16 protein-coding genes are annotated in these 14,312 nt (G+C 74.0%); 10 read left to right on the top strand and 6 right to left on the bottom strand.

What is annotated here, in order from left to right; translation table 11 throughout:
• Positions 1–891: GNAT family N-acetyltransferase (locus tag B7L92_RS26525; RefSeq protein ID WP_081239921.1), on the bottom strand; the 891-nt coding region annotated here is incomplete at its 3' end.
• A gap of 140 nt (positions 892–1,031) precedes the next feature.
• Between B7L92_RS26525 and fdxA the strand changes: the two genes are divergently transcribed.
• Positions 1,032–1,349 carry a ferredoxin gene (gene fdxA, locus B7L92_RS26530; protein WP_004926152.1) on the top strand — a complete coding sequence of 106 codons (318 nt, stop codon included), beginning with the start codon at positions 1,032–1,034 and terminating at the stop codon, positions 1,347–1,349.
• 136 nt (positions 1,350–1,485) lie between these two features.
• Entirely contained in the window at positions 1,486–2,583 is a 1,098-nt protein-coding gene (locus B7L92_RS26535; RefSeq protein ID WP_081239910.1) for a bifunctional succinyldiaminopimelate transaminase/glutamate-prephenate aminotransferase, read from the top strand.
• Between the two features lie 81 nt (positions 2,584–2,664).
• Here B7L92_RS26535 and B7L92_RS26540 read toward each other — a convergent pair whose 3' ends face one another.
• A complete protein-coding gene (locus B7L92_RS26540; protein WP_081239911.1) occupies positions 2,665–3,012 on the bottom strand; it encodes an ATP-binding protein in 348 nt (115 codons plus the stop codon).
• A 330-nt stretch (positions 3,013–3,342) separates the two neighbouring features.
• Complete coding sequence (locus B7L92_RS26545; protein WP_081239912.1) at positions 3,343–4,314, bottom strand: VldE C-terminal domain-containing protein; 972 nt, start codon at positions 4,312–4,314, stop codon at positions 3,343–3,345.
• Positions 4,315–4,397: 83 nt separating this feature from the next.
• Here B7L92_RS26545 and dapE point away from each other — a divergent pair, with 83 nt between their 5' ends.
• Both dapE and B7L92_RS26555 read left to right on the top strand, forming a co-directional pair.
• Entirely contained in the window at positions 4,398–5,477 is a 1,080-nt protein-coding gene (gene dapE, locus B7L92_RS26550) for a succinyl-diaminopimelate desuccinylase (protein WP_081239913.1), read from the top strand.
• Positions 5,478–5,596: 119 nt separating this feature from the next.
• Positions 5,597–6,355 carry an LOG family protein gene (locus B7L92_RS26555; RefSeq protein ID WP_081239914.1) on the top strand — a complete coding sequence of 253 codons (759 nt, stop codon included), beginning with the start codon at positions 5,597–5,599 and terminating at the stop codon, positions 6,353–6,355.
• 106 nt (positions 6,356–6,461) lie between these two features.
• On the opposite strand, the gene folP is transcribed toward B7L92_RS26555, so the two are convergent.
• Complete coding sequence (gene folP, locus B7L92_RS26560; RefSeq protein WP_081239915.1) at positions 6,462–7,322, bottom strand: dihydropteroate synthase; 861 nt, start codon at positions 7,320–7,322, stop codon at positions 6,462–6,464.
• A 145-nt stretch (positions 7,323–7,467) separates the two neighbouring features.
• On the opposite strand from folP, the gene B7L92_RS26565 reads away from it, so the two are divergent.
• Entirely contained in the window at positions 7,468–7,830 is a 363-nt protein-coding gene (locus tag B7L92_RS26565; protein WP_081239916.1) for a DivIVA domain-containing protein, read from the top strand.
• Positions 7,827–8,411, top strand: coding sequence for a DNA-3-methyladenine glycosylase I (locus tag B7L92_RS26570; RefSeq protein WP_004983738.1), 585 nt, complete (start codon positions 7,827–7,829; stop codon positions 8,409–8,411). The genes B7L92_RS26565 and B7L92_RS26570 overlap by 4 nt, the downstream gene beginning before the upstream one ends.
• Positions 8,412–8,461: 50 nt before the next feature.
• Here the strand turns inward: B7L92_RS26570 and chcB are convergent, their stop codons facing one another.
• The gene (chcB, locus tag B7L92_RS26575; protein WP_081239917.1) at positions 8,462–9,265 is read right to left on the bottom strand and encodes a 2-cyclohexenylcarbonyl CoA isomerase; all 804 of its coding nucleotides are present in this window, start codon (positions 9,263–9,265) and stop codon (positions 8,462–8,464) included.
• Positions 9,266–9,645: 380 nt separating this feature from the next.
• Between chcB and B7L92_RS26580 the strand changes: the two genes are divergently transcribed.
• On the top strand, positions 9,646–9,813 hold the full coding sequence (locus B7L92_RS26580; RefSeq protein WP_003966491.1) for a DUF3117 domain-containing protein: 168 nt from the start codon (positions 9,646–9,648) through the stop codon (positions 9,811–9,813).
• Positions 9,814–9,964: 151 nt separating this feature from the next.
• Here B7L92_RS26580 and B7L92_RS26585 read toward each other — a convergent pair whose 3' ends face one another.
• Positions 9,965–10,639 (bottom strand): O-methyltransferase, encoded by a 675-nt coding sequence (locus tag B7L92_RS26585; protein ID WP_078495359.1) that lies wholly within the window; start codon positions 10,637–10,639, stop codon positions 9,965–9,967.
• Positions 10,640–10,826: 187 nt separating this feature from the next.
• On the opposite strand from B7L92_RS26585, the gene sigE reads away from it, so the two are divergent.
• From sigE to B7L92_RS26600, 3 genes are all read left to right on the top strand, one after another.
• Positions 10,827–11,612 carry an RNA polymerase sigma factor SigE gene (gene sigE / locus B7L92_RS26590; RefSeq protein WP_171817464.1) on the top strand — a complete coding sequence of 262 codons (786 nt, stop codon included), beginning with the start codon at positions 10,827–10,829 and terminating at the stop codon, positions 11,610–11,612.
• Positions 11,609–12,580 (top strand): anti-sigma factor family protein, encoded by a 972-nt coding sequence (locus B7L92_RS26595; RefSeq protein ID WP_081239919.1) that lies wholly within the window; start codon positions 11,609–11,611, stop codon positions 12,578–12,580. Before sigE ends, B7L92_RS26595 begins: the two co-directional genes overlap by 4 nt.
• A gap of 169 nt (positions 12,581–12,749) precedes the next feature.
• On the top strand, positions 12,750–14,312 hold a 1,563-nt coding region (locus tag B7L92_RS26600; RefSeq protein WP_081239920.1), incomplete at its 3' end, for a S1C family serine protease.

Consider the following 14,312-nt stretch of genomic DNA (forward strand, 5'->3'; position numbering starts at 1 on the left):
GGCCGCCGAGGCGCCCTCGGCCAGCGCCCGCCGGGCCAGCGCGGCCATCACGGCGGTCGCGAGCCCCTGCCGCCGCCGCGCCGGATCCACCTCGACCGCTGCGAACCCGGCCCACCGCCCGTCCACGACGCACCGCCCGATGGCGGCCGGGGCGCCGTCACCGGGCACCGTCGCGAACCACACCGAGGGACCGCTCTCCAGCACCCGCAGGGCGACCTCGCTCACCCCCTTGCGCCGGTACCGCGCCAGCCACGCCGCGTCGGCCTCCCGCGCCAGCACGACCCCGGACGGCTCCGCGCCCAGGTCGGCGACCGGCGCCAGCCCGCCGGTCCACAGCTCGGCGGTCACCTCCCGCACCCAGCCCCGCCGCTCCAGCTCCGCGCACAGCGGCTCCTGAGCGCCCTCGGCGCCGGTCGCGGTCTGGACGTAAGCAGGCAGCCCCCGTTCGGCGTACCAGCGGCGCACGGCCGTCAGCGCCTCGTCGAGCGGCACGCCCGGATCGCCGAGCGGCAGCACGGAGTTGGCGCGCCGCGTGAATCCGCCGGCGGCGCGCAGCTCCCAGTCGCCCAGCCGCTCGCTCTCCAGGGGCCGCCAGGCCCGCGCGGCGACCCGCGCCAGCTCCTCGTACGAGGCGGCCGGGCCCCGGCGGCGTGCCGGAGCGGACGGCACCACCTTGCCCGCGACCAGTGCGGACTCCGCGATCCGCACGCTCTCCCCGCCCCTGCGTGTGAGACACAGCACACCGTTGTCCCATGATGTGAGAACACCGACCGTGTCGGTGAACCTCTCACCCGTGGGACCATATTCGATCAAGCTGCGTACCGAGACCCGTTTTCCCACGTCAGCAGGGGTGATGCGGACCTCGAGACGCCCGGCTGCAGAGATTTCCACGGGTCGGTTCACCCCTCCTGTTCGGATCATGCCCAAGAACGGAGATACTAGGGGCGGGCATCGACGACGCCGCGCTCCCGCGCGCCAGGCGGCGGAGCCTGAGGAGGCCCGCCAGCGCCCTATCGAGGAGGAACGACAGCGTGACCTACGTCATCGCGCAGCCTTGTGTCGACGTGAAGGACAAGGCGTGCATCGAGGAGTGCCCGGTCGACTGCATCTACGAGGGCCAGCGGTCCTTGTACATCCACCCGGACGAATGCGTCGACTGCGGGGCCTGTGAGCCGGTCTGCCCGGTCGAGGCCATTTTCTACGAGGACGACACTCCCGAGGAGTGGAAGGACTACTACAAGGCGAACGTCGAGTTCTTCGACGAGCTCGGCTCTCCCGGCGGCGCCAGCAAGCTGGGGCTGATCGAGCGCGACCACCCCTTCATCGCCGCGCTCCCGCCGCAGGCCTGAGCGGCCGGCGCACTCCGCGCCGCCTCGGTCCCGTACGGCCCGATCAGCCCGATCGCCGCACGGGACCGAGGCGTTTGCCGTTCCCGTGCCGCGCCGGCGCCGCACCCGCGCCGCACCAGAAAGTGAGCCCGTACCCGTGTCCGCAGTCTCCGACCGGCTGCCCGCCTTCCCCTGGGACAAGCTGGCGCCCTACAAGAAGACGGCCGCCGCGCACCCCGGCGGCATCGTCGACCTCTCGGTCGGCACCCCCGTCGACCCGGTCCCCGAGCCGATCCAGAAGGCCCTGATCGCCGCGGCGGACTCCCCGGGCTACCCCACGGTCTGGGGCACCCCGGAGCTGCGGGACGCGCTCACCCGCTGGGTGGAGCGCCGCCTGGGCGCCCGCGGGATCACCCACCACCACGTCCTGCCGGTCGTCGGTTCCAAGGAACTGGTCGCCTGGCTCCCCACCCAGCTGGGCCTCGGCCCCGGCGACAAGGTCGCCTTCCCCCGGCTGGCCTACCCGACGTACGAGGTCGGCGCCCGCCTGGCCCGCGCGGACCACGTGGCGTACGACGACCCGACCGAGCTGGACCCGGCGGGCCTGAAGCTGCTCTGGCTGAACTCCCCGTCCAACCCCACCGGCCGGGTGCTGTCCAAGGAGGAGCTGACCCGGACCGTCGCCTGGGCCCGCGAGCACGGCGTCCTGGTCCTCTCCGACGAGTGCTACGTCGAGCTGGGCTGGGAGGCCGACCCGGTCTCGGTGCTGCACCCGGACGTCAACGGCGGCTCCCACGACGGCATCGTCTCCGTGCACTCCCTGTCCAAGCGGTCCAACCTGGCCGGCTACCGCGCCGCCTTCCTGGCCGGCGACCCGGCGGTGCTCGGTCCGCTGCTGGAGATCCGCAAGCACGGCGGCATGATGACCTCCGCGCCGACGCAGGCCGCCGTGGTGGCGGCCCTGGGCGACGACGAGCACGTCCGCGTCCAGCGCGAGCGCTACGCGGCCCGGCGCACCGCCCTGCGCGGGGCGCTGCTCGGCCACGGCTTCCGCATCGAGCACAGCGAGGCCGGCCTCTACCTGTGGGCGACCCGCGACGAGTCCTGCTGGGACACGGTCGCGCACCTCGCCGAACGCGGCGTCCTGGTCGCGCCGGGCGACTTCTACGGACCGGCCGGCGAGCGCTTCGTGCGCGTCGCCCTGACCGCCACGGACGAGCGGGTGCGGGCGGCGGTCGAGCGCCTGTCGGCGTGACGCGCCCGCCCACGGCACACGACGGCCGACGGGGCCCCGGGGTGAACCCCGGGGCCCCGTCGGCGTTTCGGGCCGGCCCGGTCAGCCGAGCCGCAGGTCCTGGGCCGGCAGGGTCCTGGCCGCCGGCACGCCGCCCTGGGTGAGGGGCTTGGTCGGCAGCTCCTTCACCACCGGGGCGGTCTTCTTGACGGTCTGGTCGGCGCTCGGCACCACCTTGCCGGTGCTGCCCGCGGTCTCGGTGACGCCCTGCGCCACGTTGCCCACGGCGTCGCCGGTCAGCCCGTCCGCGGCGGTCAGCCCGCCGAGGTTCGGGTTGGCCGGCAGCTGGGGAGCCGCGCCGGCGGAACCGGCCGCACCGACCCCGGCGGCCGCTCCCGCAGCGACGATCAGCGCGGCACGGGCGATCCGACGGGTCAGGGGGAGGGACATGGTGCTCCTTCGACGGGAGAGAACGGTGACGTGTCGGCAGGGCCCGGAGCCGGCCGGTCGGCCGACGGCCTTCGGGCCCTGCCGTGACTACCGTCCGACGGCCGGGAAGGTTGCGGCGGGACGACGTAAAGAGTCGGCAATGCGCCGGGCGGCCGGCGGCGGACAAAAGGCGCCGAACAGGACTCGGCCGGGCGGTCCGCCCCGGGCTCGCGGCCGGACCGCAGCCCTTTGCCCCCAAGGGATCCCGCCGATGCGGGGCGGTCACGCGGCCCCCTCCGCACGGCGTCAACGGCCCGCCGCGCACAGGACGCCCGAGGGTGACCTCCCGTACTACTGCGCGGTCGTGATCCGGACCGCGTCCACACCGTCCTCCGCGTCCGCGGAGCCCTTGCCGTCGACCGGCCGCCACCGGCTGTCGGTGTTCCCGGCGGTCCATTCGCGTCCGCCGTACGACACCTGCTTTATGTGCAGCGCGGAGGCGTTGGCCACGGCCCAGTGCGCCAGCTGCCAGCCGCGGGCCTCGGTGTCCTGCGAGGCGTCGTCGGGCCCGGCGGGCACCGGCAGCGTCACGGTGCCCTCGCCGGAGGCGGTCCGGTCGTCCGGGGCGGACGAGGGCGTCGCGTCACCCGCCTCCGCGCCGGCCGGCTCCAGCACGTCCCGCCCGAAGTCCCGGACCAGCGCGGCACGCACCGCGTCCGCGCCCGCCGCCCGGGTCGCGGCCGGACGGCCGTCGCAGGTCAGCGTGGCCGCCGAGCGCCCGGTGAGGGCGGCGGCCAGCAGCGTGGCGTCCGGCTCGTGCTTGGCGTACGCCTGCGGGAAACCGCTGCGCTGCACCCGCTGGGCGGCGACGGTGAGCGGCAGCCGGGTGTAGCCCGGCACCTCCACCAGGTGCTCGTAGAACTTCTCCGCCGCGTACGCCGGGTCCATGATCTCCTCCGGCGTGCCCCAGCCCTGCGAGGGCCGCTGCTGGAACAGGCCCACCGAGTCACGGTCGCCGTAGTCGATGTTGCGCAGCGCGGACTCCTGGAGCGCGGTCGCCAGGGCGATCGTCACGGCCCGTTCGGGCAGGTCGCGCGCGGTGCCCACGGCGGTGATCGTCGCCGCGTTCACCGCCTGCTCGGGCGTGAACTCGTAGGTCGCCCCGTCGCCCTTGGCGGACACGACCCTGCAGCCCGGCGCGCCCGGGCCCCCGGTGACGTACCGCACCGCGAGGTACCCGGCGACCGTGAGCAGCACCACGAAGGCCGCCCCGAAGCGGAAGAGGCGGCCGCGACGCTTGGAAGGGAGGGACGGCTCTGGCACGCGTACAAGGTACTGGAGAGTACGGAGGTCCGTGAGCCAGGTGTGGACAGTGGGCCCGGCCCCGGCGCGTTAGGGTCGAGGCCATGGCCGACACCCCGCTTGACCTCACGCTGGACGCCGCGCGCCTGACCGCGCAGCTCGTCGACTTCCCCTCCGAGAGCGGCACCGAGAAGCCGCTCGCGGACGCCATCGAGACCGCGCTGCGCGCACTGCCGCACCTCACGGTCGACCGGCACGGCAACAACGTCGTGGCCCGCACGCGTCTGGGGCGGCCGGAGCGCGTGATCCTCGCCGGCCACATCGACACGGTCCCGATCGCGGACAACGTCCCCTCCCGGCTCGACGACGACGGCGTGCTGTGGGGCTGCGGCACCTGTGACATGAAGGCCGGTGTGGCCGTCCAGCTGCGCCTCGCCGCCACGGTCCCCGCCCCCAACCGCGACCTGACCTTCGTCTTCTACGACAACGAGGAGGTCTCCGCCGACCTCAACGGCCTGGGGCACGTGGCCGAGGCCCACCCGGACTGGCTCGAGGGTGACTTCGCGGTGCTGCTGGAGCCCTCCGACGGACAGGTGGAGGGCGGCTGCCAGGGCACGCTGCGGGTGCTGCTGACGACCACCGGCGAGCGCGCCCACTCCGCGCGGAGCTGGATGGGCTCCAACGCGATCCACGCGGCGGCCCCGATCCTCGCCCGCCTGGCCGCCTACGAGCCCCGCAACCCGGTCATCGACGGCCTCCAGTACCGCGAGGGCCTCAACGCGGTCGGCATCTCCGGCGGCGTGGCCGGCAACGTCATCCCCGACGCGTGCGTGGTCACCGTCAACTTCCGCTACGCCCCCGACCGGAGCGAGGAGGAGGCGCTGGCCCACGTCCGCGAGGTCTTCGCGGACTGCGGCGTGGCCGAGTTCATCGTCGACGACCACAGCGGCGCGGCGCTGCCCGGCCTGTCCCACCCGGCCGCGGCGGCCTTCATCGAGGCGGTGGGCGGCACGCCCCAGCCGAAGTACGGCTGGACGGACGTCTCCCGCTTCTCGGCGCTGGGCGTCCCGGCGGTCAACTACGGCCCCGGCAACCCCCATCTGGCGCACAAGCGGGACGAGCGCGTGGACACCGCGAAGATCCTGGCGGGGGAGGAGCGCCTGCGGTCCTGGCTGACGGCCTGACCCGGCATCACCCGGCTGTGGTTTACACCGGTGCGTGACGGACAGGCTGAGGTCCCCTGCACGTAACCCGCGTAGATCTACGCTGAGGCGGAACAACCTGGCACATGGGAGGAGCGCGCATGGCAACCGGCAACCCCGAGGGCAAGAAGCAGCCACCGGAGGAGCAGCGGCTGGGCCCCGTCCTCCGCAGGCGGGACCAGGTGCAGACGAGCACCACCGACCAGCGGCTGCTGGACGAGCGCGCTCCCAGCGACTGGGTGCACACCGACCCCTGGCGGGTGCTGCGCATCCAGTCGGAGTTCATCGAGGGCTTCGGCGCGCTCGCCGAACTCCCGCCCGCCATCAGCGTCTTCGGCTCGGCGCGCACACCGGTGGATTCCTGGGAGTACGAGACCGGCGTCCGCCTGGGCCGGGGCCTGGTCGAGGCGGGCTTCGCGGTGATCACCGGAGGCGGCCCCGGGGCCATGGAGGCGGCCAACAAGGGCGCGCTCGAGGCGGAGGGCGTGTCGGTCGGCCTGGGCATCGAGCTGCCCTTCGAACAGGGGCTCAACCCCTACGTCGACATCGGCCTGAACTTCCGTTACTTCTTCGTCCGCAAGATGATGTTCGTCAAGTACGCCCAGGGCTTCGTGGTCCTGCCCGGCGGCCTCGGCACCCTCGACGAACTCTTCGAGGCGCTGACCCTCGTCCAGACCCAGAAGGTCACCCGCTTCCCCATCGTGCTGTTCGGCACGGAGTACTGGGGCGGCCTGGTCGACTGGCTGCACCACACGGTCATCGCCCAGGGCAAGGCGGCGGAGAAGGACCTCCTCCTCTTCCACGTCACGGACGACGTGGAGGAGGCGGTGGCCCTGGTGTCGAAGGAGGCGGGCCGCTGACCGGCCCCCGCCCGACCGGCCGGCGCCGTGGGCGCCGGACACCCTTCCGCCCACCGGGCCGGGCGGTGGGCGGGCCCGGGCCGGGGCCGTAGGGGCGACGGCGCCCCTACGCCAGCCCCCGCCGGGCCACGGCCGGCTCCCGGTGCCCGGCGATGGACGCGACCATGTCCAGCACCTGCCGCGTCTCCGCGACCTCGTGCACCCGGTACACCCGCGCCCCCAGCCACGCCGACACGGCCGTCGTCGCCAGCGTCCCCAGCACCCGCTCCTTCACCGGCCTGTCCAGCGTCTCCCCGACGAAGTCCTTGTTGGACAGCGACACCAGCACCGGCCACCCGGTGGCGACCATCTCGCCCAGCCGCCGCGTCGCCTCGAGGCTGTGCCGCGTGTTCTTCCCGAAGTCGTGCCCGGGGTCGATCATCACCGACTCCCGCGGCACCCCCAGGGCCACCGCCCGCTCCGCCAGCCCCACGGTCACGTCGAGGATGTCGGCCATGACGTCCTCGTACGCCACCCGGTGCGGTCGGGTCCGCGGCCGCGCGCCCCCGGTGTGGGTGCACACCAGCCCGGCGCCGTACCGCGCGGCGACCTCCGCGAGCCGCGGATCGACCCCGCCCCAGGCGTCGTTCAGCACGTCCGCCCCCGCCTCGCACACGGCCTCGCCGACCTCGTGCCGCCAGGTGTCCACGCTGATCACCACGTCCGGGAAGCGCCGCCGGACCTCGGCGACGAAGCCGACCGTCCGCCGGGCCTCCTCCTCGGCCGTGACATCCTCGCCCGGCCCGGCCTTCACCCCGCCGATGTCGACGATCGCGGCGCCCTCCGCCACGGCCTGCTCCACACGGGCGAGGGCGGGTTCGTCGAGGAACGTCGCGCCCTGGTCGTAGAAGGAGTCCGGGGTCCGGTTCACGATCGCCATGATCACCGGCTCGTGCGGTCCGAATTCCCGCCTGCCCAGCCTGAGCATCCCCTGTGACCTCTTCCCGTGCGTCCCGTCCGCGGCCGCCCGTCGGCGATCCACCGACCGCCCGCGACCCTGACTGCCAGACTCGCATGGCACGATCGGAGCCACACATCCGACTCCGACTCATCCGACCGTGGGGGCCCCGGCGATGGTTATGTTCCTGTTCCTGGTCGTCGCGCTCGCCGTGGTGGTCGCCGCGGTGACCCTCGCCGTGGTGGGCGGCGGCGAGAACGGCCCGCTGCCCGAGGCGGCCCCCGAACGGCTCCTGGACTCCCTGCCGCCGGACCGCCCGGTCCACCGCGCGGACGTGGACGACCTGCGCTTCCCGCTCGCCGCGCGCGGCTACCGGATGGCGGAGGTGGACGACGCCCTCGGCCGTCTCGGCGCCGAGCTCGCCGAGCGCGACGCCCGCATCGCCGACCTGGAGACCGCGCTGGCCGGCGCCCGCGCCGCCGCGGCCCGCGCCTCCACGGACGAGCCCGCCCCGCGCGAGGAGGGCGAGCAGCAGTGAGCGCGGGCGCCGCGCTCATCGGCCCGGACGGCGCCCCGCGCTGCCCCTGGGCCCTGTCCACGCCGGACTACGTCACCTACCACGACGAGGAGTGGGGCCGCCCGGTCCACGGCGACGACGCCCTCTTCGAGCGCCTCAGCCTGGAGGCGTTCCAGTCCGGCCTGTCCTGGATCACCATCCTGCGCCGCCGCCCCGGCTTCCGCGCCGCCTTCGCCGGCTTCGAGATCGCCGCGGTCGCGGAGTTCACCGACGCGGACCGCGAGCGCCTGCTGGCCGACACCGGCATCATCCGCAATCGCGCCAAGATCGACGCGACCCTGGCCAACGCGCGCGTGCTGGCCGGGTGGGCGCCCGGCGACCTGGACGCCCTGATCTGGTCCCACGCCCCCGACCCGGCCGGCCGCCCGGCCCCGAAGACCCTCGCCGACGTGCCCGCGGTGACCCCGGAGTCGACGGCCCTGTCCAAGGCGCTGAAGAAGCGCGGCCTGCGCTTCGTCGGCCCGACCACGGCGTACGCGCTGATGCAGGCCTGCGGACTGGTCGACGACCACCTGGAGAGCTGCGTGGCGAGACGGGGCTGAGCGGGACCCGCGGCCCGCGCGTCCGTCCCGCCCGCTCGCCCCGCCCGTGCTCAGCGGCCCAGGTACTTCGGCTTCTCCTTGTTCACGAACGCCCGCACCGCGATCGCGTGGTCCTCGGAGAGGCCCGCCCGGGTCTGGAGCTCGTCCTCCTTCTCCAGCGCCTCCTCCAGGGAGTGGCCGAGCCCGAACGCCACGGACTCCTTCAGCGCCGCGTACGCCACCGTCGGCCCCTCGGCCAGGGCCCGCGCCACCTTCTCCGCCTCCGCGCGCAGCTCCGCCGCCGGGACCAGCCGGTTCGCGATCCCCAGTTCGTACGCCTCCTGGGCCGAGATGCTGCGCGGGAAGAGCAGCAGGTCGGTGGCGCGCCCGGGGCCGATCACCCGCGGCAGCGTCCAGGAGATCCCGGAGTCGGCGGTCAGCGCGACCCCGGCGAAGGAGGTGTTGAAGGCCGCCGTGTCCGCGACGATCCGGTAGTCCGCCGCCAGCGCGAAGCCGAAGCCCGCGCCCGCCGCGACCCCGTTCACCGCCGCGACCACCGGCTTCGGGGCCCCGGCCAGCGCCTTCACGATCGGGTTGTAGTGCTCGCGCACCGTGCTCATCGTCTGCCCCGAACCGGTCTCCCGGTCCTCGATCAGCAGCCCGATGTGCTCCTTGAGGTCCTGCCCCACGCAGAACGCCCGGTCACCGGCCGCGGTCAGCAGCACGGCCCGTACGGCGCCGTCGTCCGCGGCGGAACGGACCGCGTCGCGGAGGGCGACCTTCGTCGCGACGTCCAACGCGTTCATCGCCTCCGGGCGGTTCAGCGTGATCGTCGCGAGTCCGTCGCTCACCTCGTAGAGCACGGTGTCGGCCATGGTGTTTCCCCTCCGTGTGGCGGAATCGGGGCCTACCGGCGAGTAGGTCCCTGTCTGCAGGACAGCATGACGGAGATCACCGGCAGTGGTGCGCGGGCGACGTGTGACCTCCGTCAAAGAATTCCCCTCCGTTTTCGTTCGACGGAACTCCGTGCGAGGGCGCAGTATCGCAGTCACATCGCCGAATTGGGTGGTTTTGCTCGCGTGCGTTGCCCAAGCGATGCCCACCGATGTTGGTCATCGGGTCCTGAGATGCGGGATAATGGCCTGGAAGCAATGTGTTCGATGCCGGTGGCGTGTGTCCTGCTTCAGGAACCGCAGTGCCCTCCCACGGGACGTCGGCTGGACGATTGAGCTGGGTTTCAGGAAGGGGAACGAGCATGGCGGCCATGAAGCCGCGGACGGGTGATGGCCCGCTCGAGGTGACCAAGGAGGGGCGGGGCATCGTCATGCGCGTTCCGCTCGAAGGCGGCGGTCGACTCGTCGTCGAGCTGACCCCGGACGAGGCCGACGCGCTCGGCGACGCCCTCAAGAAGGTCGTCGGCTGACGCGCAAGCGACCATACCCTTTCAGCCGCCCCGGTGCCGCACATGGTGCCGGGGTGGCTGCTTGTGCGGGGGCGCCGGCGCGCTCCCGCCCTGCCGCCGGGCACTGCCTCTCCACCAGGTCACCGCGTCAGCGCTTCACCACGTCACCGCGTCACCGCTTCACCGCGCAGAGGAGCCCGTCCCCCACGGGGAGCAGCGACGACACCAGCTCCTGACTCTCGCGGACGGCCCGCACCAGTTCCCGTAGCCGCAGCACCTCCGTCGGCTGCGGTCCGGAGTCCACCGTGCGTCCGTTCGCGAAGAGGCCCTCGAAGGCGACCAGGCCTCCGGGGCGCAGCAGGCGCAACGATTCAGCGAGGTAGTCCTGGTACTCCAGCCGGTCGCCGTCGCAGAAGACCAGGTCGTAGCCGGCGTCCGCGAGACGGGGCAGGACGTCCAGGGCGCGGCCCGGGATGAAACGGGCCCGGTTGCCGGCGAAACCGGCGGTGCGGAAGGCCTGGCGGGCGGACTGCTGGTGCTCCGGCTCCTGGTCGACCGTGGTCAGCACCCCGTCCGGCCGCATCCCGTGCAGCAGGTGGATCCCGGAGACGCCGCAGCCGGTGCCGATCTCCGCGACCGCCTTGGCGTCCACGCTGGCGGCGAGCAACCGCAGGGCCGCGCCCGTGCCGGGCGACACCGAGCGCAGCCCTGCCTCGCGGGCCCGGTCCCGGGCCCAGTGCAGCGCTTCGTCCTCGGCGACATAGGCGTCGGCGAACGCCCAGCTCGTCTGCCGGTTGGCGGTAATGACCCTCTCCTGTCCCCATGGTTGCCTGCTGCGTGACTGTATCCGTTGGCGCCGGGAACCCGCAGATGGGACCGGTCGTTTGAAGGAGTGAGCAAGTGGCGTGCGCCATGACGGGGGGTGAGCGGTGAGCGGGAGGGCCGAGCAAGTGCCGACGCAGTCGTACGACCCGTGGCAGCCCAGATCAAATTCTCGTAAAACCGCTTATCCGGAGCTAACGGGCGAGGTGGCTATGGTAGGGGCTCCGCTTGACACCACCAGAGCCGACAGAGGAGGTGCGGCTGCACCCGTGGATCGCGGAGGAGCGCTGCGGCGCCTCCTCGGGTCGGCGGGCAGGCCGAAATCCGTGAACGACACCGCTGCTGACCACAGCCACGCCGCCGGTTCCGCCACCGGCCCCGCCCAGACCGCGACCTTCTCCACCGACGCGGACGGGCAGACGTGGACTCCGCCCACCTGGGAGGAGATCGTCAGCATGCACAGCGGACGCGTCTACCGGCTCGCCTACCGCCTCACCGGCAACCAGCACGACGCCGAGGACCTCACCCAGGAGGTCTTCGTGCGCGTCTTCCGCTCCCTGTCGACCTACACGCCCGGCACCTTCGAGGGCTGGCTGCACCGCATCACCACCAACCTCTTCCTGGACATGGTCCGACGCAAGCAGCGCATCCGCTTCGACGCGCTCGGCGACGACGCGGCCGAGCGGCTGGCCAGCAAGGAGCCCACGCCCCAGCAGGTCTTCAACGACGCCCACTTCGACGCGGACGTCCAGCAGGCCCTCGACACCCTGGCCCCCGAGTTCCGCGCCGCGGTCGTCCTGTGCGACATCGAAGGACTGTCGTACGAGGAGATCGCCGCGACCCTCGGCGTCAAGCTCGGCACGGTCCGGTCCCGGATCCACCGCGGCCGCTCCCAGCTGCGCAAGGCCCTCGCGCACCGCTCGCCCCAGGCGCGCGCGGAGCGCCGCTCCTTCGTGTCGCGTGTTCCCGCACTGGGAGGAGGAGGCGCGAGCGCGTGAGCGGTTCACGGCCGAAGTCTGCCGAGGGACACCTCGCAGAACAGCACCTGGGAGACCGACTCTCCGCCCTGGTGGACGGAGAGCTCGGTCATGACGCGCGCGAGCGCGTACTGGCGCACGTGGCCACCTGCGCGAAGTGCAAGACGGAGGTGGACGCGCAGCGCCGTCTGAAGGACGTCTTCGCGCAGGCGGCCCCGCCGCCCCCCTCCGAGAGCTTCCTGGCCCGCCTCCAGGGGCTTCCGGCCGGAGGCGACCTCGGCGGCGGCCCGTCGGCCGGGGGAGGACTGCCGGGCGTCCCGCCCGGGCGGTCCGACGCGGCCTCCGGGGTCTTCGGGAGCAGACGGAGCGAGCGCTTCGAGTTCGCCTACGCGCCGGCGCGGCGGCACACCCCGGCGCCGGCGGACCGTGGCTTCCGCATCCACGAGGTCGGCCGCCAGGAGACGACCGACCGGCCGTCCTCGCGCGGGCTGCGGTTCGCGTTCGTCGCCGCCGGGGCGGTCTCCCTGGCCGCGATCGCGCTCGGCGGGGTCACCCTGAGCACGCCCCCCGACACGGAGGCGCGCGGCTCGGGGAAAGGCAGCAACGTGACGCCGATGCGCACCCAGGGCGCGGGCGTGCCCACGGCGCCCGAGCAGCGCCGCCGAGGCACCGGACCGCTGCTCGGCCAGTTGCAGGGCCAGAGCGTCCTCGGGGACGCCCCGGTCGCCCCGACCGGGGTCTCCGCGCCGCTGCTGCCCGGTGTCGTCCCGCCCCCCGCCGGCCGCCAGGACCTCCCGAACACACCGATGACGGCCGGCGCCGCCACGCTGTCCCCGCTGATACGGCCGCTCGAATCGGCCCCGCCGCTCACCCTGACCGCCTGGGCCGACTTCTCCGGGCTCATGAACCCCGGTCTCCTCACCGCCGGCCCCGCCGTCGGCACGCCGTCGGTCCCGTCGCCCACCGCCTCCTCCCGCACGGCCCGCTGACCCGTTCCCTGCGCACGGGTGCGCGAACCTGATTGAATCCAGGTGGCACGCCCAGGCCCACGCAGCCGGGTGCCGAGCCAGGTTCCGGCGCGGAGGCGGACGGAGCCACGGAGCCGACGATCCGCGGTCACCGCCGAAGAGCCGTACCGCGTCCAGCTGTGGGGAGAGCATGAACGAGGGGAAGCCGGGCCCACCGGGGGAGGGGCCGACCGCGCGTCCGGAAGGACCCGACGGGGACTTCGAGCTGGCGCGGCCCGGTCGGGTACGGGCCGACGCCGGGGACGCGCACGAGGGCGACTACGAGCTGGACCGGCCGCTGCGGGCCGAGACCGCTCCCGCCGACGTGCCGCCCGCCCCGGACCCGTCCCGGACGCCCGGTGCGCCGGAGGCGTCCGCCGCGCGCCCGGCACCGGCCGACCCCGCCGGGACCGGGCAGCCCCAGCCCCTGCACGACCCCGACCCGTACAGCACCCCGCCGTACGGCGAGCCGGGCCCCTGGGCGCCCGCGCCGCCGGTGCAGCACCCGGCGGCCACCCCCGCGCACGGCATGGCGGTCACGGCACCGCCGCCCGCCGGGAGCACGGCGCCGCACGGCACGGCGCCCGCACCGGCACCCGTGGCGCCGCCCATCCCGGCCCAGGCGCACCCGGAGGCCCCGGCGGCCCCGTACCCGGACGCCCCGGCGGCCCCCTACGCGGACGCCCCGGCTCCCGACCCGTGGCGCCGCTACGACCCCTGGGCGGCCGCCGCGTCGGCCGCGCCGCTGCAGCAGAGCGGCCACGAGAAGCGGCGGCGCGGGCGGACCAGGAGGGCGCTCCTCGGTGCCGTGCTGGTGTTCGGGCTGGTGTGCGGGGGTCTCGGCGGGATCGTCGGCGCGTATCTGGAGCGCAACGGCGGGGTCGGCGCCATCGAGCTGCCGCAGGCCGGCCGGGAGTCCTCCGACCGGGATCCGGGCAGTGTCGCCGGCATCGCCGCGCAGGCGCTGCCCAGCGTCGTCACCCTGCACGTCAACGGCTCCGGCGAGGGCGGCACCGGCACCGGATTCGTGCTCGACACGCGCGGACACATCCTCACCAACGACCACGTGGTGGCGCCCGCCGGAGACGACGGCGAGATCACGGTGACCTTCCACAGCGGCGACACCGCCGAGGCGACCCTCGTCGGCCGGGACAGCGGTTACGACCTCGCCGTCGTGAAGGTGAAGGGCGTCCGGGGGCTCACCCCCCTGCCCCTCGGCAACTCCGACAACGTGCAGGTCGGCGACCCCGTCGTGGCCATCGGCGCCCCCTTCGACCTGGCCGGCACCGTGACCTCCGGCATCATCAGCGCCAAGGAGCGGCCCATCACCGCGGGCGGCGAGAAGGGCGACGGCAGCGACGTGTCGTACGTGGACGCCCTGCAGACCGACGCGCCGATCAACCCCGGCAACTCCGGCGGACCCCTGCTCGACTCCAAGGCCCGCGCGGTCGGCATCAACTCCGCCATCCGCTCCGCCGGCAGCGGAGCCGACCCGGACGGCGGGCAGGCCGGCTCGATAGGACTCGGCTTCGCCATCCCCATCAACCAGGGCAAGCGCGTCGCCGAGGAACTGATCGACACCGGCAGGGCGACCCACCCGGTGATCGGCATCACCCTCGACATGAACTACGGCGGCGACGGCGCCCGCGTCGGCACCGAGGGCAGTGACGGCGGGCCCCCGGTCACCACCGGCGGCCCCGGCGACAAGGCCGGG

The organism is Streptomyces viridosporus, assembly GCF_002078235.1.
GTDB classification, from domain to species: Bacteria; Actinomycetota; Actinomycetes; order Streptomycetales; family Streptomycetaceae; genus Streptomyces; species Streptomyces viridosporus.